Below are 19,256 nucleotides of genomic sequence, written 5' to 3' on the forward strand. Positions count from 1 at the left end.
GTGTCCCTGGTAGATGCGGCCAGCGTTCAACCGCTCGTCGCCTTTCCGCGCCCTGTTTGGAGGCACACGGGTACCTGCGCAGGCAGGAGGAAACTCGGCTGGAGGTCGTGTACGAGTTCGCCTCCCCGGTAAAACGAGAATCGTGAACGCATCCGGCTCGATCACCCGGCTCGGTGATGTTTCTGCGCCCGCACCGTTTTCTGGGCAGAGTTGGTGCGGGCCCCCTCTCTGTAGAAGCTTGACGGCTGGCGTCGGGATGGAAGTATAGGTTCACGCTAGTCTCAGCGAACCTTCCCAAGGGTGCTGTGAGGGACGGGCGAAGAGGCAATCTCACGCTTCACCGCGGGATTTACAGTGATTCGTGAAGGCATCACTAGTTTCGCCGCGGCAAGGCGGTACGAATTGAAGGCGGGTGTGGGCAGTGCAGCGGTTTGAGGACCTGTTTGAGGTGTTCGGCGGTCTGACCCAGGCGCTGCTGAAGCAGTCCGACACGGCCGCTGATGTAGCTGAACACGTGACAGCGGCTGCGAACCTGCTGATCGACGGTGCGGATTTCGTCAGTATCACGCTGCGGGACAGCAAAGGCAATTATTTCACTCCTATCGCGACGAGCGAAGTGTGTACCGAGCTGGATCTGGCGCAATACAGCTATAGGGAGGGCCCCTGTGTGGAATGCGCCCGCAAGCCGGGGCCAGGTTACGCCTACAGTGCCCGTCTCAGCACCGATGAACGGTGGCCCCGGTTCGGTCCCGCCGCGGCCAGTCTCGGGGTGGAATCTGTGCTCGCGGTGACACTGACACCGGATCGGCGCTGTGTGTACCCGCCGGGCGCGCTTAATGTGTACTCCACGCAAGCCCATGGCTTGTCCGAAGACGAAAAGCACAAGGTGCTGATTCTCGCCGCGCATGCCTCGCTCGCGCTCGCGCACACCAGCGCCCTGACCTACCTCCAGCTGCGCGAACACCAGCTCCAGCAGGCACTCGCCAGCCGTGACGTGATCGGGCAGGCGAAAGGCATTTTGATGGCCCGCCAGGGCATCAGCGCCAGCGACGCATTCGAACTGCTGAAACGCACCTCCCAGGACATGAACCTCAAACTCGCCGAGATCGCGAAAACCATCGCCAGCCGACATTCAGACACGTAAACAGCCGGGTGACACAGCACGGCAGCCGCGTCACCGCAATCCCGGGCGGCTTTGCTGGCTGACTGCTTAACCAGCAAAGCCAGTAGTGCACAGCCTCTAGCAGTGCACTGCTCTTTTCCTACCCACAGCGCCCTCACGGGTAACCACCCCCATGCCCAAGACCCTCGATAGCGGCACATGCCGCTGCGCGCCCGGTCTGCCCATGCTTGCGAGCAGACTCAGCTGCAGGTTTCCGCAGCTGACGAGCCACAGATAGATGCATTTTTCACACGGTCAGATTTTGGGCGGTGGTTTTGAGATACTGGAGTGCATGGGACTGCCCGCGACGCGCGATAGGGTCCGCAAGTACCCGCGGCAGGGCCGCTCGAGGGACACGGTGAGCGTGCTGCTGGAAGCCGCGGCGCAAATGTTTAACCGGGAAGGACTGACAGCGACGACCAACCGGATCGCCGAGCGTGCCGGGGTGTCCATCGGCACGCTATACCAGTATTTCCCGAACAAGCACGGGATGCTTCGTGAGCTGGCCGTGCGGCACCTCATGGCGGGCGGCGAGCAGCTTGGCCAGGTGTTCGCGATGCTCCGGGAAACCAGGCCACCGTTCGAGGAAACGATGCGCGCGATCGTCGAGGTGATTGTCTCCCTGCACAGCGAGCGGCCCGCTTTGCACGCTCTCTTGCACCGGGTCGCCGCGCGACTGCCCCAGGACCTCGCCGTGATGTGCGCATTCGAGGACTATCTCGTTGACGAGATCGGGTATCACCTCGAGCGCTGCGGCCGCGGCGGCGACGATGTGTCCCTGACCGCGCGGACACTGGTCCATGCCGTCGACGCGCAGGTGCACCGGGTCCCAGCGCGGCACCCGATCACAGCCGAGCAGGTAATGTCACTCATCCGGAAACTCACCTAGGAATACTGCTCACTTCGCCGGGCCGGGCAGTGTCGCGAGCAGCGACCGCAAGGTAGCCGCGAGCTGGGACAAGCCCGGTTCCTCGATCGGGAAGTGACCGCAGTTGCCGAGGAGAACCAGTTGTGTGCGATCGGGTATCCGTTCAAGGAACCGGATGCTCAGTTCGGCCGGTGTCCAGCGATCCATCGCTGGATGTACCAGTGTGAGCGGTGCGGCACAGAATGTTTCCGGGGGCGTGTGCCGGAACCCGAGAAAACTGCTGAGGAAGGCGATTGGTACCGACACGCCCCCGCCCTTGGGGTCGGTGGCGCATGCGTGCGACAGAGCGGGGTTGAGGCTCATGTTGTTCATGTCCACCGCCCAGCGGATTGGTATCCGTACACGGCCAAGCAGTGGTTCGATCACACGTAGCGCACCCGGCGCGGCACGCCCCATAAACGCCCAGCGTGCGGCCGCGCTGCGGGCAGCGGGATCCTCGGGGTCGAGAAGACACGTCGCGACCACATGGGCAACGGCGCCGGTGCGGGCAGCAACCTCGTAGGCCAGCATCCCGCCCATACTGGCGCCGAACACAACCAGCGGCCGGTCATCGGATGCTGTTTCAGCGAGCACGAAGTCACACAGCAGATCGATCCAATCGGGGTATCTCACCGACCCCGGATCCGGATCGGCGGTGTCACCGTACAGCGGCAGATCCACGGCCATCACTTCTACGCCCTCCCGCGCGGCGAGCGCGGCGAATGGCCACAACAAACCTGAGTGGCCGCCCGCCCCGTGGATGGCCAGGACCCGCACGTCCGCGTCCGGGCTACCAGCGCGGGCGACGTGAACACGTTTGCCGCGCCACGACCACCACGTCGGCACCGGAGCGATCAGCGAATCCCGGCGGTATTCGCCGGGAAGGAACTCCGCATATCCGAGGTAATCCATATGTTGATCATCGACGCCCCGATCACTCGGCACAACTCGCATTCAGTACCCGCCGGAATCACGCGAAAACATCCTCTCAACTGCAAACACTCATCAGCTGACGCTGCCTGCTGCATTGCCTGCTCGCATTACGCGTGAACAACCCCTCAATCCACCGGATCCTGTGCATAAGCGTGGGCCTCGTAATGAACCATCATTGCCGGAGGCTTGAGTTGATTCGAGCGCCACCCGGGCCGGTGCCTAGGTGGCTGTGGGGTCGATGTCTTTGCAGAGGGCCTGGGCGGCGGCATCCAGAATGGCCGGATGGTCCAGGGCTAGCTCGAGCGTTCGGATGTAGTTGTTTCCGCGCGGCGGCTGTTGACTCGTCTCCGAGGTAACCCAAATGCCACGCGCAGCCTGACTTGAGGCTGGCGCTGAGCGCCGGTCTATGCGTTCAGAGTTGTTTGCCCGAGGCCGACGGCGTTGCGGCGTGCCGTCATCAACATTGGCCGTCTGTAATTCTCGTATCCGGAAGTATCCCGATACGGAAACCCGCTGAGGTCACCGAAACATGCACCGGGGTCACTTATTATCACCATCGCGATCCCTCCTGGGCACCGATGAGCACAGTAATCGCGGCCGCCCGTTACATCTGGGACCCAGCCCGTGGGCATAATTCATCGGATGCCTCCGCCAGAGGCCGCTACCGAATTGCGGCGTAGCTGCGCCGCTGAGAGTGTTTGTGCTGTGTTGCTGCGGATGATGGCCTCAAGGCTGCACGGCCCAAGCGTGGCGGTGACATCCGCAGGGAGTGGTTTTAGCTGACTTTGGTGGCGGTGTCGGCGATTTCTCCGACGAGTTTTTCGATGACGTCTTCGAGCATGGCTGCACCGATTGTGTCGGTGGAGTCGTTGCTGGTGACGAGTGCGACGTGGGTGCCGAGTGATTGCATGTCGCTGAGGACGTCATCGAGACTGGTGGTCGCGGTTACGCGGGTGATCTGCCGGATGTGCTCTGCGGGCAGGACGGTGTGGGTGTCAAGGTCGAGGATGTCTTTGATGTGGACGTAGCCGGTGATGGTTCCGGCGCTGTCGGTGGTGGGGATGCGGGAGTAGCCGGTCGTGATGCAGGTTTGCTGGAGCTCGCCGATGCGGGTATCGACGGGGGTGGTGACGAGGCTGTTGAGGGGAACCATGATTGAGGTGACGGTGTCCTCTGCGATCGCGACCGAGCCTGCTAGCAGAGTGTAGGTGCTTGGGTCGAGCAGTCCTTCGCGTTTTGCTTCGTCGATGATTCCGGCGACTTCGTCAGCGGTGAAGGCGGATGCGACTTCTTCGCGCGGTGTGACGCGGAGCAAGCGCAGGACGAGGTTCGCGATCGAGTTGATGACGATGAGCAGCGGTTTGAACAACAGTACGATCGCGTATAGCGGTGGGCCGAGCAGCAGTGCCGACCGTTCAGGACCGGCGATCGCGATGTTTTTAGGCACCATTTCTCCAATCGTCATATGCAGTGACAGCACGATGGTCAGCGCGATCACGAGCGCGATGGGGTGCAGCAGCGCGGAGGGTACACCGAGCGCTTCGAGGGGGACTTCGAGGGCGTAGGCGATCGCGGGTTCGGCGACGGCACCGAGACCGAGTGAGCACATGGTGATGCCGAGTTGCGCACCGGCCATCATGAGTGACACGCGTTCGAGGGCGCGCAGGGTGATCCGTGCGCTGCGGCTGCCCGCGGCGGCGCGGGGCTCGATCTGGGTGCGCCGCGCGGCGATGAGCGCGAACTCGGCTCCGACGAAAAAGGCGTTCCCCAGCAGCAGCGCGATACCGATGACCATTCCGGTGATATCAACCATGCTGGTTCTCCGTCCGCGGGCTGTGTGTTGTGGGGTGCGTAGCAGCGGTGTGTATCCGGCTGAGCCGGACGCGGGCGATCCGCCGCCCGTCTGTCTGCGTTACGCGCAGCCGCGCTGTGATGGGGGTGGGCATGCCGTCGCTGTCGCGCTCGGTGAGATCGGCCGCGCTGAGATCGACGGTGTCACCGGGTTGGGCGAACCGGGCGATTTGTTCGGTGATCAGACCGCCGAGGGTGTCACTGTGTTCGGCTTCGGGAAGCTCTATGCCGGTGATGTCGGCGGCCTCGTCGGGGCGGATCAGGCCGGGAAGCGACCATGAACCGTCCGTGAGACGCCGGGGCCGCCCGCTGGGGCGGTCTTGTTCGTCGTCGATTTCCCCAAGGACTTCTTCAACGAGGTCCTCGAGGGTGACAATGCCTGCGGTTCCGCCGTATTCGTCGATGACCACAGCGAGTTGCAGTCCGCTGCGCAATTCCTCGAGCACACCGCCGAGCCCCATCGAGGCGGGGACCGCGCGGACACCCGTCATGATGTCGGCGGCAGTGACGCGCGACCGCTGCTGCGGGGGCACGGCGAGCGCGGACTTAAAATGCACGACACCGGCGATGTCGTCAACCGAGCGGCGCTGGACGGGGAACCGCGCGTGACCGGACGCCGTCACCAGTGCCAGGATGTCGCGCACCGGCGTGGTGGTATCGATGAAACTGACCCGCGGGCGCGGGGTCATCACATCGGCGGCCGTGCGCCGCGCGAAAGCCGAGGCCTCTTCCACACGCCGGGCGATCGCCTGGTCGAGCAACCCCTGCTGCGCTGACCGCACAGCAAGGGCGCCAAGCTCCTGAGCGGAGCGGGCTGAGGCGAGTTCCTCACGTGGCTCGATGCCCAGCGCGCGCACGATCCGGTTCGAGATGCCGTTAAGAACCATGATCAACGGTTTCGCGGCGGCGGTGAAACCGCGCTGCGCCCCGGCCACGGCCCGGGAGACCCGCCACGGCTCCGAGATCGCCCAGTTCTTCGGAACCAGTTCACCGAACACCATCTGGGTCACTGTGGCAATTATGAAGGCCGCACCCAGGGCTACCCCGAGACTGGCCTGCTCGGGCACCCCCGACCACGCGATCGGACCGCGCAGCAGCGCGGCGATCGAGGGTTCGGCGACAAAACCGACCAGCAGACTGGTCGCGGTGATACCGAGCTGCGCGCCCGAAAGCTGAGTCGATAATGTTTGCAGCGCCTTCTGTACCGAGCGCGCGCGTTTGTCCCCGCCCGCCGCGGCGTCTCGCACAGTGGGCCGGTCGACCGTGACCAGGGCGAACTCAGCCGCGACGAACAAGGCATTCGCAGAAATCAGAACGATAACAAGTAAAACCAGAAGCCACTCCGTTACCACCGCGGCGCCTCCACGCGCATCAGCAGCAACGGGCAGGGTCTGTCACCAGGATCATCCACATCCCGACTATAAACGACCACAGTAGGCCCGTGGTCTAGCACCAGTTTGTCTCCGTGGATCCGTGACGCTGCCCGCATCTCTCCAGGAGCAGCATTGGGACCTTCGGGCCGGAACAGGGCTACATCGCTGTGGGAGCCGGGCGTCTTATACCGGGCTAACCCGGCGGCGGGCCGATGCTGCGGGCGCTGAGTTTTATGTGTGCGCTGTGGCCTATCGCGCGCGCCTGGCTGCGTACAGGGTTGGCCGCTGCAGGGTGTGCCAAGGATGAGAAGGCTCTAATGCTGGGTTAATCGGGGTCCCATTGCTGGGGGTGAGAGTGGAAGGAGGGCACATCACGTGATGGGAAGGAAACATAGCGATGACGCTTGCAGGGATGAAAACACAAGGTGGGGCGGTAAAATCAGTGAATAAGACACGGCTCACCGGTAGCGTCCGCACGGCCGGTTCCGGTGCTGCGGCGCTCATGGCGACTGTGGTGCTGGCGGGGTGCGGGACGCAGGCGCCGCCGGTGGAGGGGGCGCATCTGGAGAATTCCCCGGCGGCGACGGGGCTGATGCAGTCCGAACCGGCGGGTGAGGGGCGTGAGGGCGGTGCTGAGACACCTGATCCGGGTGCCGACGGTGATGTGGTGGTCTCCGCGGGTGATGCGGGTGCGGTTCTTGTACGTCTTGATGGGGGCGTGCTCACGCTGATCGACGTGGTGCCGGAACCGAGCTGGGAGCAAGTCAAGCTGGAGCAGGAGCCCGGGGAGATCGAGGTGGATTTCGTGCGCGGCGCGGACACGGTGGAGGTGGAAATCGAGATTGATGACGGCCGTCTTGACATCGAGATCGACACGAAAACCCCGGCCACCGACGGGGAACGCATTTATTCGCTCGAAGGGGCCGGTAGCGTCACTATCGACGTGCGTGCAGGATTTGTGTCACTGATCAGCGTCGATGTCACGGACGGGTGGGTTGCCAGCGTGGATGAGGACGAACTGCGCGAGGGTGAGGTTGAAATTGATCTGCGTAACAGCGCAACAGGACAGACCGTGGAGTTCGACGTGGAAGTTGATGATGGGCGCCTTGAGGTTGATCGCACCTACACAAGCCCCCTGCGCTGAGACGAGCCCGTGATGCGGGTACTGGTGATCGAGGACGAACCGCGCATTGCGTCGTTCATTGAGTTCGGTTTAACCGCGGAAGGCTTCACCGTGGAGGTCGCCGATAACGGCGCCGATGGGCTGGGCCTGGCCGAATCGGCCGGTTTCGATGTGATCGTGCTGGACCTGATGCTGCCGCGCATGATTGGTGAGGAAGTTCTGCGCCGGCTGCGCGCGGGGGGGGCGTGTCATGACAAGTGTGTAAGTCCTGGGTGGGTCAAGATCGGCTGGTGTGAGGACCGGTCAGGAAGGACACCTTGTGGCAGAGAAGATATCGGCTGGTGAGAAGGTGGTGCCCCCGGTGCTGGCGGGCGATGGGGGTGCCGCGCGGCTGCTGGCGCAGGTTTTGCCGGAGGAGAAGATTGATTCTCTTATTCAGGAGGCGAAATCTTCCGGGACGCCGCTTGATGGTGTGGATGGCCTGCTGAATCACATGACCAGGGCGGTGCTGGAGCGGGTTCTGGATGTGGAAATGACTGAGCATCTTGGTTACGAGACTGGTGACCCGGCCGGGCGCGGCACGGGTAATTCCCGGAATGGGAAAAACACGAAAACTGTTTCCACACATAATGGGCCCGTTGAGATTTCGGTGCCGCGTGACCGTCAGGGCAGTTTCGAGCCGAGGATCGTGCCGAAACGCAAGCGGCGGACGGGCAGCATCGAGGAGATGATCCTGTCGCTGTACTCGCGCGGTATGACCACCCGTGATATCGAGGCGCACCTGAAGGAGGTGTACGGTGTCTCCGCATCCCGGGAGCTGATCTCGAAGGTCACCGACGTGGTCGAGGACGAGATCCGGCAGTGGCAGTCCCGCCCGCTCGATGAGGTGTACCCGATCCTGTACGTCGACGGGATCCGCATCAAAGTCCGCGACAACGGCATCGTGTCCACCAAGGTGGCGTACCTGGCCATCGGTGTGGACACCGATGGGTTCAAGCATGCCCTGGGCTGCTGGATCGCGGATAGCGAGGCGGCGCGCTTCTGGCAGAAAGTCGTCACCGATCTGCGCAACCGCGGCGTGCGTGACATCCTCATCGCCTGCTGCGACGGCCTGACCGGGCTGCCCGACGCGATCCGCTCGGTGTTCCCCGATACCACGGTTCAGACATGTGTCGTGCATGTCCTGCGCAATGCGATACGGTTCGTCTCTCACGATGACCGCAAGAGGGTCGCCGCAGCGATGCGGCGGATCTACACCGCCCCGAACCTCGAGGGCGCCGAGCTCGCGCTGAAAGAATTCCGGAAACAATTCGGTGATAAATACCCAGGCGCCGTGGATGTGTGGGAACTGGCGTGGGAGGAATTCATTCCATTCCTCGACTATCCAGCCGAGCTGAGAAAAGTCGTGTACACGACAAATATGATCGAATCGATCAATTTCCAGCTCCGGAAAATAACGAAGAACCGGGGGCATTTCCCGGACAATGATGCCGCGATGAAGCTGTTCTACCTGGGATTACGAAACATCTCTAGCTGGCGTGGCGGCACGTCCGGCACTGCGACACCCGGCTGGAAAATCGCCCTCAACACACTGGCGAGAACCTTCCCGGGAAGACTGAAATTCTGATAGCGTAAAAACGGACGTAAGTCATCTAGAACTTACACAGAAATCGTGACAGGCCCGCGGGGGGCTCAACCGTGCCGGTGGTGGTGCTGACAGCGAAAGACGCCGTCCTTGACCGTGTCACCACTCTCAACGCCGGAGCCGATGACTACCTGGTCAAACCGTTCAGTTTCGCGGAACTGCTCGCCCGCATCCGGGCGCGACTGCGCTCCGCACCCGCCGCTACGGACCCGACAGTGCTGACTGCGGGCAGGATCCGGATCGATCTGGCTCGGCGGCGCTGCTGGACCGGGGACCGCCCCGTCGAGTTGACGAACCGTGAGTTCCGGTTGCTGGAAGTGTTCATGCGCCATCCCGGGCACGTGCTCTCCCATGCGCAGCTGCTTGACCTGGCGTGGGGGTACTCGCACGACCCCGTCTCGAATATCGTCGAGGTTTACATCAGCTACCTGCGCAAGAAGATCGGCGCGGACACCATCGAAACAGTCCGCGGCGGTGGCTACCGGCTCGTGGACGGCAGCGCGTGAAATCACTGCGCATCCGGCTGCCGCTGATCGCGGCCGCGATCCTCGCCAGCAGTCTCGCGCTTGCGGTGCTGCTCGCTTACCAGCTGCTCAGCCTGGTCGGTCAGCGTGATCTCGATCAGGCGCTGCAGCGCGAACTCAACCGGTTCACGCTCGCGCTCACCGAATACTCCGAAGAACACCGCGAACCAGACGGGGTGATCTCGGCGGAGACGCTGCGCAACGCTGTCAATGACTACTACCGGCTCAACCCCGGCAGTGATACTTACCTCACCGTAATCCGGCTCGGTAACTCGGTGTTCGTGTCTCCCGCACCGCCCGCTCAACTGACTGACCTCAGTGACCGGCTCGCAATACCCCCCAACGCGGGCACCGGATTTGAAACCCTCGACAGCCAGGCAGGGACGCTTCGAGCTGTGCAGGCACCCATCACCGTCAACGGTGAGACCGCCGGATCCGCGCAAGTGGTGGGTGCCCTCGATCCGATCTCTGACCAGACTTCCCAGTCGCTGGTCTGGCTGGGTATTGTCGCCGCGATCAGTCTGGTGACCGGCGGAACGGCCCTGTCAATTGTGATCACCCGGACCCTCGCACCGCTGCGTGATCTCGCCGCGACCGCGCAGCAGACCGGTCAGCTCCACGACCTTGACGCACGAGTGCCGCAACCCGCCCGCCGCGACGAGATCGGCATCCTCGCCGAGGAATTCAACCGGATGCTTGACCGTCTGCAGGGCGCGGCGCAGGCACAAACCGACTTCATGGCACGCGTCTCCCACGAGCTGCGCACACCCATCACGATCGCGCGCGGGCACACCGAAACCCTCGAGTACAGTCCTACCACCGACCCTCGCAGGATCCAGCACACTGCCGCTATCGTGCGCGAAGAAATCGACCGGATCGCCGGGCTCGTCGAGGACCTGTTCGCCCTCGCCCGCGCTGACCAGCCAAACTTCATCGCGCCCGAACCCGTCGCGCTGCCCCAGTTCTTCCGCGACCTCACCACCCGAGCGGCGGGACTGCAGCTGACCGGAGTGAACATCCTCCCGCCTCCAGGCGTCACTATCAACGCCGACCCCACCCGGCTGAGCCAGGCGATCCTCAACCTGCTGCGCAACGCCGCGATTCACACCCCCGACGGCACCATAATCACCCTCACCGCCCACGCAGATGCTCATGACGTGCAGTTCATTGTCACCGACGACGGACCCGGAATACCGTCCGCGCTGCTCCGCGACATCACTGAGCCTTACGTGCGCGGGCCACGCCCGCCGCACCACGATTCCACCGGGCTCGGACTCGCCGTGGTCAATGAAATAGCCCGCGCCCACCACGGAGAACTCCGGATCACCAGCACCCCATCCGGAACCACCGCCACCATCAGCCTTCCACGACGGGCAACTCCGGCCAGCCCCGCGTGAACGCAGCCCAATGACGCCTGCGCGGGTGAAAGCACCAGGTGGCGGCAGCGCAGGCGAGGGGTGCCCGCACTAGCTTTGCCCAGCAACCAGTGCGGGCGCAGAAGCACAGCTTGCCGCGACCTGATCGATCCGTCCGTGCCAGACTGGCATCCCCCGTGCCCGGGAAGCGCGAACTCGTACACGACCTCCAGCCAAGTTTCCTCCTGCCTGCGCACGTACCCGTGTGCCTCCAGACAGGCGCACCCGGCAGCGATGCAATCCGGGGCGTAACCCCGGTGTTCGCGTCATCAAGCAGCAGCCAGGCCGCCACCGCCAGCAACTACACCGATGCGTTCACCAGCGCGTACGACGCCTACAACCACATGTTCATGACCGCCGAAGTTCTCGCGGGCGGAATTGTCGCGTTTATGGGCGAGGCGATGCCAGAAGGCGGCGTCGAAACCGGAGGTGGTGGAACCGCAAAGTAACCACCCAATCGTTGCGCGGATCTAGCCGAGCTTTCCACTCCTTCACCCGGCTGGGCCCGCGTGGCTCTCCATCTGACGGGATCCGTCACATGCCTCGACGAATCGTGCTCCACCTGTTGGCGCTCGCACTTGTCGCGGGCTGCGGGAGCGCCGGTGAATGGTGTGCTCCCCTCCGATTGGTCCGGCTGTTATGTGAGTCCTTCTGATTTCATAGAAGGCTGGACATTATGGCTGGACGGAAACGTCATTCCCCGGAGGAGATCATCCGTAAGTTGCGCAAAGCTGATGAGCTCGCGGCGCGGGATACGGACGTGGATGAGATTGCGCGTCAGCTCGGGATCTCGACCGCCACGTTGTACAACTGGCGCAAACAGTACGGCGGCATGAAAGCCGACGACGCGAAGCGGCTCAAAGAGCTTGACGCGGAGAACAAGCGCTTGAAGCGGCTGCTTGCGGAGGCGGAGCTGGAGAAGGACGCGTTGCGGGAGATCGCGCGGGGAAACTTCTAGGCCCGGCGGCGAAGCGGCGGGCCGTGACGATCGTTTGGGGTTATCGGAGCGGCTCGCGTGCCGCGTTGCCGGGCAGCATCGTTCGACCCAGCGCAAACCACCTGCGGACCAGACGCCTGCCGATCCGGATTCTGGTGTGCGGCAATGGCTGCGTGACTGGGCGAAATCTCACCCCCGCAAGGGCTACCGGCGGGCGTGGGCGGCGCTGCGGGCAGAGGGCATGGTCATTAATCGCAAGAAAGTGCACCGGCTGTGGCGGGAGGAAGGACTGCGAGTCGCGCAGCGGAGGCGCAGACGCAAACGTGTCGGCGCACCGCCGGTACCGATCACCGAAGCCATGGCACCGAATGAGGTGTGGGCCATCGACTTCCAATTTGACACCACCGCCGACGGATGCACCTTCAAAATCGCGTCAACGGTCGACGAACACACCCGGGAATCGCTGCTCAACATCGTCGGCCGGTCGATCACCGCCGACGATCTGATCGTCGCGCTGACCGCCGTGATCGCGCGCCGCGGCACCGCCCCAACAGTGCTGCGCTGCGACAACGGCCCGGAACTGATCTCCCGGGCACTCAACAACTTCTGCGAGGGCAGGATCGGCATCGCCTACATCCCGCCCGCAAGCCCCTGGTGCAACGGTCATATCGAATCATTCAACAACCGGCTGCGCGACGAATGCCTCAACCTCAACGTATTCCACAGCATCCTCGAAGCACGGGTCGTCATCGGCGACTGGAAGCAAACATATAACCTCACCCACCGGCACTCGGCGCTGAACTACCTCACACCAATCGAGTACGCTGCAACCTGTCAACCCCAAACCAAGGCCGCATAACGCCTGGTGGGGTTGACCCCGTTTGGTGGACATCGGTTTAAGCGGCTTGAACCGCTGGGATCATGAGTTGCTGCTCGAACGTTACCGGGCTGATCATCCCGAGCCGTGTGTGCCGGCGACGCCGGTTGTAGACCCGTTCGATCCAGTCCCCGGTCGCAAGCTTCGCCGCAGCCTTGGCCGGCCACGAATGCCGATCGTAGAACTCGGTTTTCAGAGTGGACCAGAACGATTCCTGCTGAGCGTTGTCCCAGCACACCCCGGTCCGGCCGGCCGAGAGCCGCACCCCGAGCTCGCCGACCACGCCTGGCCAGCTGCGCCGAGGTGTACTGACAGCCGCGGTCCGCATGCAAGATCACCCCGGCCACGTCCCGGCCCCGCAGTGCGACCGCCCGGCGCAGCGCGGTCTCCACCAGATCAGTGCGCATGTGGTCCTCAATCGCCCAGCCGAGTACCCGCCGCGAGCAGCCATCGCGGACCGCGCACAGATACAGCCAGCCCTGCCCGGTGGCCAGGTACGTGATGTCCGAGGTCCAGACCGCATCAAGCTGCCCGCGGTCGAAGTCGCGGTTCACCAAATCCGGGAGCGAGTGCGCGGACTCGCCGGCAAGCGTCGTCACTGGTCGCCACCTGGCCGGGCTGATGCCTTGAATACCATTGTGTCGCATGATTTTCGCGACGGTCTTGCGAGACACGGTTTCACCGTCATCGCGCAGGTCGGCCAGGATTCTGGGCGCACCGTTAACCCCGTCGGATGCGATGTGCGCATCAACAATCTTCGTGTTGAGTTCTGCACGGCGCTGAGCTCGCGGGCCGGGCTCGCTGGCCTGGCGCTGTTTCCACGCGTAGTAGCCGGAGCGGGACACCCCGAGCAGTTCGGCCATGCGGGTGATACCGAAGCTCGCCTTCTCCACGTCCATCAGCGTGAACATGGCTACCGGTTCTGGTTCTCGGTCGCGAAGAAGGCGGCCGCTTTTTTCAGAAACTCGCGGTCCATCCGCAGCTCGGTGACCTCGCGGCGCAGCCGTTCGAGCTCGGCACGTTCATCGGCATCCAGCGCCGGTGGCGGGTCGTCCATCTTCGCCCGCTCGATCGCGACCCACCGGCCCAGCAGGGCTTCGCCCACGCCGATCTCTTTAGCGACGTGTGCAATCGGGCGGCCGGTGTCGATCACCAGATGCGCGGCATCACGCCGGTACGCCGCGGTGTAGCTCTTGCGTTTACTCCCACAGGAACATCCTCCTGCCAGGCATGCCTGGCCATCAAGGACGTCCACCAAACGGGGTCAACCCCACGCCAACCGTGGGCCCAGAGTTGCGCCTCATCACCTGCGGCGGCGACTTCGATAATCGAGAACACAGCTACCGAGACAACATCATCGCATTCGCAGCTATTACCGGCTAAACACAGAGAAGAGGCCCAACATGAAGAGTCAACTACGATTATGGGTCCCCTGACTGCCGCAGCTGCAATGTTGCTCACCGGATGTGCCAGCCGAACGACCGAATGCCGACAGAGCCTGAGACGGCAATAACGGTTCCAGTCGAGTCCGCGCATCGGCCACCTGACTCCTTACCGAAGCCGCACGGTCGCAGGGCCACGAATCCCGCCTGGCTGCAGCAGGTGTACAGGATCGCTTGGTCCAGGTCGGCAGCCTGCGGCCATGGCGGTCCCAGCCTCCGCGCTGGCACTTGCCGTTCAGTTGAGCGCATCGAGCATGGGACTGCCTGAATAACGGTGGATCTGGTCTTGGTCTGACACGCCGAGCAGCCCTGCGGCATGTGGTTCCTGCCCACGTTCACGGGTGTTGAGGGAGTCCATTGAGAGCAAGTGGCTACCACAGCGATCGGCGCCAATCCCCTTATATGAATGGCGGGCGGGCCGGAGACCACGCGCAGGGGTGGTGTGCGGACTTCCTGGCTCTTGCCCTCTCTGAACAGGCTGGCGAACTGAGCACAATGTTGATTGATAATTGTTGTACCAATTCATTAATTCAAGTGGACTCGCCACAAGGGCGTGTGGATTGGCTCATCTGTTCTTTCCGAGCCACGCTGTGAGGGCCTCGTTGGTGATGTCGCGGATCTTCATGTCCTTATCGACTGCAGCCGGGCGTACCTCCCTGAGAAGTTCCGGCGTGATCCGCGTGCTGAACGGCACGAGCATCTTCGCGGCTGCCGGTGCCGTGACGGTGGACTTAGGAGCAGGCTTTGTCGCAGGTGTCGGCTCTGGCGCAAGCGGATGGCTCTTCCGAGGTGCCTTCTGCAGCCTGGCGCCGAACGCGCTGACTGGCTCCTTGCGTGCGGGCATTACTTACTGCCTCCATTCGTGATCCTTGGCAGATGCACATCGAACGCCGCGATGAGATCAGCCGCGCGGCTGCCGTATGAGTGGATCGGCTCGCGGGCACCCACGCTTCCGCGATGACGGTGCGGAGTGGAATGCGAATACAAGGTGGTTAACGCATCTGCACCGCCCGAGCCCGCCGCTGGGTGGTGGCCGTCCCTTCCAGGTGTTCAAATGTAGTCACTTGTAATACATTGATTCTGTGGCGGAACTCTTCGATCTGGACCTTCTTGATGGAGACGACCCGTTCGAGATCGACGTTCAAGCCGCACACCTGTTCAAACATCCCCGCCTGGGCATCGAGGACATCCACGAGGTCTGGGCATCCGACCCCATGTTTTATCCCGCAAAACCACCCGCGCACTGGCTGATGGTCGCCGAGGTCCATGGCCAGATCCTCATGGTCCCCCTCGCCCCATCCCGAGACGCAAACCCCGCAAAATGCCGCCCCATCGGCTGCTACCAAGCATCCAAACACCTCGCCGACCAGTACCGGAGAGACCGATGAACCAGCCCATGACCCCCGACGAGGAATACGACTTCTACGCCCGCGCCGAGAACCAGGAACCCCAAGGCCCCGGACGGCGCCGGCTGACGGCTACGGTGCCGGTTCGCTTCCCAGCCGACCTGCTGGAGAAGATCCGCGCAGCAGCTGCTGCCGACGACCGGTCCGTCTCAGCCTGGATTCGCCGCGCCGTCGAGCACGAACTCCGCGATTCCGCCTAAAGCGCTCACGAGTCCCGACGCCCGCGCGGTCGCACATCCAGGTATACAAGAACCCACGCAGACACCGCTACCGCCTTATATCGGAAACGACCGTCTGCGCGGGACCCGCCCGCAGCCCCCTTCGAGTGGGACACAACATCGGGTACGCCAGAATCTCGACCGCCGATCAGAACCCGCAGCTGCAGCTCGACGCACTGGACGCAGCGGACTGCCTGAAGGTCTACACTGACACCGCGACCGGCACCAAAGCCGACCGGCCGCAATGGAACGCCTGCCTGGGTGATCTGCGTCCCGGCGACACCCTGCTCATCTGGAAGATCGACCGGCTCGGCCGCAACCTGCGGGACCTCATCGACATAGTGACCACCCTGCAGGCCCGGGGCGTCGGGGTGCGCTCGCTGACCAATGGGATTGTCGACACCGCCACCGCGCACGGCAAACTCGTCTTCGGCATGTTCGCCCTGATGGCCGAATACGAGGCTGCGCTCATCAAGGAACGCACCGAGGCAGGGTTGGCTGCCGCGCGTGCCCGAGGACGTAAAGGCGGGCGCAAACCGAAAATGACTCCCACCCTGATCGGCAAGGCCCAGCGCATGTACGACTCGCGCCAGTTCACCATGGCCGAGATCGCCCAATCCTGCGGGGTCACACCCATGACGATCTACCGCACCATCAGAACCAGCCGCCCCGCAACGTCCTAAACCCCAAACCACCGCTAGCGCTAACGGCTGCGCGGATCATCCTCAAGCCCGGGTTTCGGCGCGGCAGTCACGGTCGCGCAGAAGGTGCTGACTCCTGAGGTGGCTCAGGTGGCGATCGCCGGGATCACCGACCCGGCAGCGGCACTGACCCGGATCAGGTTGCCGGTGTCGTAGTAGTCGATGTCTGACCAAGACCTATTGCGGCGGCTGAATGATCGTGACCGACCGGACTGGTGGCGCGACTCGTATTCCGCATTGCCGCGCGGCAGCGGTGTAGGGGGTGGGTGTCGTATCGTATTCCCATGTTCCACGTCCGGCGTTACTGAACAGCGCGATTGCTTGGCTGGCTCCGGTAGTGAATCTGGATTGATAGACGATTCCGGCGAAATTTTTCGCAAAAGCCGCCGCCCATTCTCGTGGCACTGTGTAGGGGGTGGTGGTGCCGAGTTCGCGTGTTAAGCCGTAACTAGCGGCCTGTTCGCGGCAGGTGTTCGCTAGCCGCTTCGTCGCTGGCGCACGCAGTTTCGATACCACCCGAGTGTTCGCAAATTCTGCGCTGACCACGCCCAATTGGACGAGTGTTGTACCGGCGGTTTCGCGTACAGCAGTGCACGGGTCGAAGGCGAGATAGCAGGTGCCGCGCGGGGCTTCGAGGTCAAACCGCCCTTCCCCTGAGGATGAGAACCACCAGGGGCTGAGATCACGACGGTGTGCCCGGTATAACGTGCGAGCGCGAGTCAACCGGTATTGTGGGAATGTTGACAGGTCGCGGTCACCGGGCGGTGGCAGCGCAGGTTGTTGACGTGTCACGCGCCCCACCGGGCTGCGTCAACATGGGCGAGTTCTAATACCGCACTCGTGCGGCCAGCTCGTATCGCCTCCACTGCTGTCTCGCCGAGTTGTTCGTTCTCCGCACACATCCATACCGCACACGTCCACGGGTCTGCCCCCGCTCGAAGAACCTTCCAGACATCATTGAGGCCGGGATGTAGTGCGCCGCTTGAGGTGAACTGCCACACCGGGTACACCCACTGGCGGTCTTCAAGCTGGCAGGCAATAAGTGACCCAGCATGAACTCGCTTCGCGATTGCTTGCCGACTTGTCCCGAGCCATCGCACAAGACCTGCGGTGTCATAAAAGGGGCCGACCAGGCGATCGAAAACATGACTTGAAGGTAGCGCGGCGATCATCGCTTCCGCTAGGGCTTCAGCGTCGTCAAACGCCGAATGAGGGACACCTCCCTTACGTGCGGCCATGAACGCGTGGTGGACCCGGTTGCGCAGCACGTCCATAAGTTCACGTTCTTTGTCATCGAGTGACGACATCGCACCTCCAGGGACGGTCAACCTTGTCAACCAAGCTTAACAGCTGGGCTGTCAACCATGTCAACCCCCATTTCTTTAGTAATGTTCCATTCGCCGAGACGCGTTGGCACGGCTCACCCTCAGCATATCCTCGTCATTTTCCTTCGAAAGAAGTCTGCAGCCAGGGGTGCATATGACAGACAAACTCGCCTACGCAGTGGAAGACGCACGATACAGAACTTGTGTCGTCCCTTCAGTACCAGTAATCGGGGAGGCCGGGGACATAGCGGATGAGCGCGCTCAAGTCGCCTCTGCAGGGTCGCCAGGTTCAGTGATCGGGTGAAGGACTACCGCGGCGTGAGCAACGCTGGTGCTCACCAGACGCAGCAATCTTAGGGGAGAGGGGTGCGTTCTATTTGCGGCGCCTGGTACGGAGTCGGCGCACGAGATCGAGGATGATGCTGCGGTCCTCGTCGCTGAGTTCTTTTGCTGCGGCGGCTATTTCATCCGTGTCGTCATTTGTGCGTGCGTTGATGGGGTCTTCTGCTGAGGAGTGCTCGTCAGCAGCTAGCCGGCTGAGGTGCGTTTTGATTCGTTCGAACTCTTCTTCTGGGCCGAAGAAGTCGAGCGGTACTTCGAAGACGTCGCAGAGGTGTTTCACTGTTTCGAATCCGGGATGCTGGCGTTTACGGCTCAGCAGTTGAGACAGGTTCGCTTCTCCGATGGTTCCGCCGTGAGCGCGGACCATCCTGACTATCTCGGCCTGGCTGTAGGGTCCGCGGCCGGGAGGGTGCACGTTGTCGATCAGATACCGGAGCCTGTCCGCGAAGTCAGTGCCCATCCCAGACCTTCCCTTCGGTGAAGCTTCGACTGTCCGTATCGCGGGCGTGCTACCACCCTAATCTAGGGCCACCGGGGTCTAAAGTGCATTTAGCGCGCCGTTCAGCGCTAAGAACGTTTGAGCGGTACGCCGGGAGCGCGTCTCCACCAACCGTTCACTGTTGCAAAGCCGTTATCGGTGTGGTTGTATCCGCTTCGGGAGGTTTTACGGGGGTGAACGGAAGATGATCTGCGAGCCAGACGCTCATGAGCTGCGTGCTTGCACCGGGGGGCCGGGTACGAACAGTGTGATACGCGGTCCTGACGTGTTCTTGTCAATCTGAGTAATAGACCTCTCCGCCAGCAGTCATGTCGGCAAACAAGTATCTGCTGGCGGGAGGTGCTACGCACCCCGCCTGCGCCCAATGAGGCCTGTAGGCGCACATCAGTTCGCAGCGGAGCTCCTCTATTCTAGGCGCCTCGCTGTCGGACCTGTCGACAGCAAGGAGGAGCGCGCCGTTTTGTGATTGCAGTGTGAGATTCCCGCGGTCCCGCTCGGATTGCCCACTTTCGCGTTGCGGCTCGCTGTACGCGGCTGCAGGAAGGACGCTTCCGGGCGCTCTTTCCTTCCCAACTC

At 62.9% G+C, this 19,256-nt stretch carries 19 protein-coding genes and 2 pseudogenes; 12 read left to right on the plus strand and 9 right to left on the minus strand.

Annotated elements, in window-relative coordinates; translation table 11 throughout:
- The first annotated feature begins 421 nt into the window (after positions 1–421).
- Together FHU29_RS23780 and FHU29_RS22215 are read left to right on the plus strand one after the other, a co-directional pair.
- Positions 422–1,144: an ANTAR domain-containing protein gene (locus FHU29_RS23780; RefSeq protein WP_183377665.1), complete on the plus strand. Its 723-nt coding sequence runs from the start codon at positions 422–424 to the stop codon at positions 1,142–1,144.
- A 310-nt stretch (positions 1,145–1,454) separates the two neighbouring features.
- Positions 1,455–2,051: a TetR/AcrR family transcriptional regulator gene (locus FHU29_RS22215; protein WP_064442650.1), complete on the plus strand. Its 597-nt coding sequence runs from the start codon at positions 1,455–1,457 to the stop codon at positions 2,049–2,051.
- Between the two features lie 9 nt (positions 2,052–2,060).
- Here the strand turns inward: FHU29_RS22215 and FHU29_RS22220 are convergent, their stop codons facing one another.
- The 3 genes from FHU29_RS22220 to FHU29_RS22230 form a co-directional block, all read right to left on the minus strand.
- On the minus strand, positions 2,061–2,981 hold the full coding sequence (locus FHU29_RS22220; protein ID WP_064442644.1) for an alpha/beta hydrolase: 921 nt from the start codon (positions 2,979–2,981) through the stop codon (positions 2,061–2,063).
- A gap of 796 nt (positions 2,982–3,777) precedes the next feature.
- Positions 3,778–4,815, minus strand: a complete 1,038-nt coding sequence (locus FHU29_RS22225; RefSeq protein ID WP_064442643.1) for a hemolysin family protein — start codon at positions 4,813–4,815, stop codon at positions 3,778–3,780.
- Positions 4,808–6,205 (minus strand): hemolysin family protein, encoded by a 1,398-nt coding sequence (locus tag FHU29_RS22230; protein ID WP_064442642.1) that lies wholly within the window; start codon positions 6,203–6,205, stop codon positions 4,808–4,810. Before FHU29_RS22230 ends, FHU29_RS22225 begins: the two co-directional genes overlap by 8 nt.
- Before the next feature lie 463 nt (positions 6,206–6,668).
- Here FHU29_RS22230 and FHU29_RS22235 point away from each other — a divergent pair, with 463 nt between their 5' ends.
- The 7 genes and pseudogenes from FHU29_RS22235 (at position 6,669) to FHU29_RS22265 (ending at position 12,729) form a co-directional block, all read left to right on the plus strand.
- Positions 6,669–7,370, plus strand: coding sequence for a hypothetical protein (locus tag FHU29_RS22235; RefSeq protein WP_157095455.1), 702 nt, complete (start codon positions 6,669–6,671; stop codon positions 7,368–7,370).
- A gap of 12 nt (positions 7,371–7,382) precedes the next feature.
- Entirely contained in the window at positions 7,383–7,694 is a 312-nt protein-coding gene (locus FHU29_RS22240; RefSeq protein ID WP_183377666.1) for a response regulator, read from the plus strand.
- A 49-nt stretch (positions 7,695–7,743) separates the two neighbouring features.
- Positions 7,744–8,976, plus strand: a complete 1,233-nt coding sequence (locus FHU29_RS22245; protein ID WP_064442702.1) for an IS256 family transposase — start codon at positions 7,744–7,746, stop codon at positions 8,974–8,976.
- Positions 8,977–9,053: 77 nt separating this feature from the next.
- Positions 9,054–9,500, plus strand: a complete 447-nt coding sequence (locus tag FHU29_RS23785; protein WP_341478996.1) for a response regulator transcription factor — start codon at positions 9,054–9,056, stop codon at positions 9,498–9,500.
- Positions 9,497–10,915 carry a HAMP domain-containing sensor histidine kinase gene (locus FHU29_RS22255; RefSeq protein WP_064442692.1) on the plus strand — a complete coding sequence of 473 codons (1,419 nt, stop codon included), beginning with the start codon at positions 9,497–9,499 and terminating at the stop codon, positions 10,913–10,915. The genes FHU29_RS23785 and FHU29_RS22255 overlap by 4 nt, the downstream gene beginning before the upstream one ends.
- A 155-nt stretch (positions 10,916–11,070) precedes the next feature.
- Positions 11,071–11,382, plus strand: a complete 312-nt coding sequence (locus FHU29_RS22260) for a hypothetical protein (RefSeq protein ID WP_064442691.1) — start codon at positions 11,071–11,073, stop codon at positions 11,380–11,382.
- Between the two features lie 227 nt (positions 11,383–11,609).
- Positions 11,610–12,729, plus strand: a pseudogene (locus FHU29_RS22265) (IS3 family transposase).
- 37 nt (positions 12,730–12,766) lie between these two features.
- Here FHU29_RS22265 and FHU29_RS22270 read toward each other — a convergent pair.
- From FHU29_RS22270 to FHU29_RS22275, 3 genes and pseudogenes are all read right to left on the minus strand, one after another.
- Positions 12,767–13,975, minus strand: a pseudogene (locus FHU29_RS22270) (IS3 family transposase).
- A gap of 449 nt (positions 13,976–14,424) precedes the next feature.
- A complete protein-coding gene (locus tag FHU29_RS23495) occupies positions 14,425–14,547 on the minus strand; it encodes a hypothetical protein (protein WP_260153023.1) in 123 nt (40 codons plus the stop codon).
- 207 nt (positions 14,548–14,754) lie between these two features.
- Entirely contained in the window at positions 14,755–15,033 is a 279-nt protein-coding gene (locus tag FHU29_RS22275; protein ID WP_064442242.1) for a hypothetical protein, read from the minus strand.
- A 238-nt stretch (positions 15,034–15,271) separates the two neighbouring features.
- Here FHU29_RS22275 and FHU29_RS22280 point away from each other — a divergent pair, with 238 nt between their 5' ends.
- The 3 genes from FHU29_RS22280 (at position 15,272) to FHU29_RS22290 (ending at position 16,496) form a co-directional block, all read left to right on the plus strand.
- Complete coding sequence (locus FHU29_RS22280; protein WP_074390930.1) at positions 15,272–15,577, plus strand: hypothetical protein; 306 nt, start codon at positions 15,272–15,274, stop codon at positions 15,575–15,577.
- Positions 15,574–15,795, plus strand: coding sequence for a YlcI/YnfO family protein (locus FHU29_RS22285; protein ID WP_064442240.1), 222 nt, complete (start codon positions 15,574–15,576; stop codon positions 15,793–15,795). The genes FHU29_RS22280 and FHU29_RS22285 overlap by 4 nt, the downstream gene beginning before the upstream one ends.
- Before the next feature lie 125 nt (positions 15,796–15,920).
- Entirely contained in the window at positions 15,921–16,496 is a 576-nt protein-coding gene (locus FHU29_RS22290) for a recombinase family protein (protein ID WP_064442239.1), read from the plus strand.
- A 195-nt stretch (positions 16,497–16,691) separates the two neighbouring features.
- On the opposite strand, the gene FHU29_RS22295 is transcribed toward FHU29_RS22290, so the two are convergent.
- The 3 genes from FHU29_RS22295 to FHU29_RS22305 all read right to left on the minus strand — a co-directional run bounded on the left by FHU29_RS22295 (position 16,692) and on the right by FHU29_RS22305 (position 18,641).
- Positions 16,692–17,306 carry an RES family NAD+ phosphorylase gene (locus FHU29_RS22295; protein WP_064442238.1) on the minus strand — a complete coding sequence of 205 codons (615 nt, stop codon included), beginning with the start codon at positions 17,304–17,306 and terminating at the stop codon, positions 16,692–16,694.
- The gene (locus FHU29_RS22300) at positions 17,303–17,821 is read right to left on the minus strand and encodes a hypothetical protein (RefSeq protein WP_064442237.1); all 519 of its coding nucleotides are present in this window, start codon (positions 17,819–17,821) and stop codon (positions 17,303–17,305) included. Before FHU29_RS22300 ends, FHU29_RS22295 begins: the two co-directional genes overlap by 4 nt.
- 391 nt (positions 17,822–18,212) lie before the next feature.
- The gene (locus FHU29_RS22305; protein WP_064442236.1) at positions 18,213–18,641 is read right to left on the minus strand and encodes a hypothetical protein; all 429 of its coding nucleotides are present in this window, start codon (positions 18,639–18,641) and stop codon (positions 18,213–18,215) included.
- Positions 18,642–19,256: the final 615 nt, after the last annotated feature.

Source organism: Hoyosella altamirensis, assembly GCF_014191505.1.
GTDB lineage: Bacteria > Actinomycetota > Actinomycetes > Mycobacteriales > Mycobacteriaceae > Hoyosella > Hoyosella altamirensis.

Excerpts from the sequence above, each read along its gene's own strand:
- FHU29_RS22215 (WP_064442650.1), top strand. The coding sequence starts at position 1,455 with ATGGGACTGCCCGCGACGCGCGATAGGGTCCGCAAGTACCCGCGGCAG.
- FHU29_RS22220 (WP_064442644.1), bottom strand. The coding sequence starts at position 2,981 with ATGGATTACCTCGGATATGCGGAGTTCCTTCCCGGCGAATACCGCCGG.
- FHU29_RS22225 (WP_064442643.1), bottom strand. The coding sequence starts at position 4,815 with ATGGTTGATATCACCGGAATGGTCATCGGTATCGCGCTGCTGCTGGGG.
- FHU29_RS22240 (WP_183377666.1), top strand. The coding sequence starts at position 7,383 with ATGCGGGTACTGGTGATCGAGGACGAACCGCGCATTGCGTCGTTCATT.
- FHU29_RS23495 (WP_260153023.1), bottom strand. The coding sequence starts at position 14,547 with ATGGACTCCCTCAACACCCGTGAACGTGGGCAGGAACCACATGCCGCA.
- FHU29_RS22275 (WP_064442242.1), bottom strand. The coding sequence starts at position 15,033 with ATGCCCGCACGCAAGGAGCCAGTCAGCGCGTTCGGCGCCAGGCTGCAG.
- FHU29_RS22285 (WP_064442240.1), top strand. The coding sequence starts at position 15,574 with ATGAACCAGCCCATGACCCCCGACGAGGAATACGACTTCTACGCCCGC.
- FHU29_RS22300 (WP_064442237.1), bottom strand. The coding sequence starts at position 17,821 with ATGTCGTCACTCGATGACAAAGAACGTGAACTTATGGACGTGCTGCGC.
- FHU29_RS22305 (WP_064442236.1), bottom strand. The coding sequence starts at position 18,641 with ATGGGCACTGACTTCGCGGACAGGCTCCGGTATCTGATCGACAACGTG.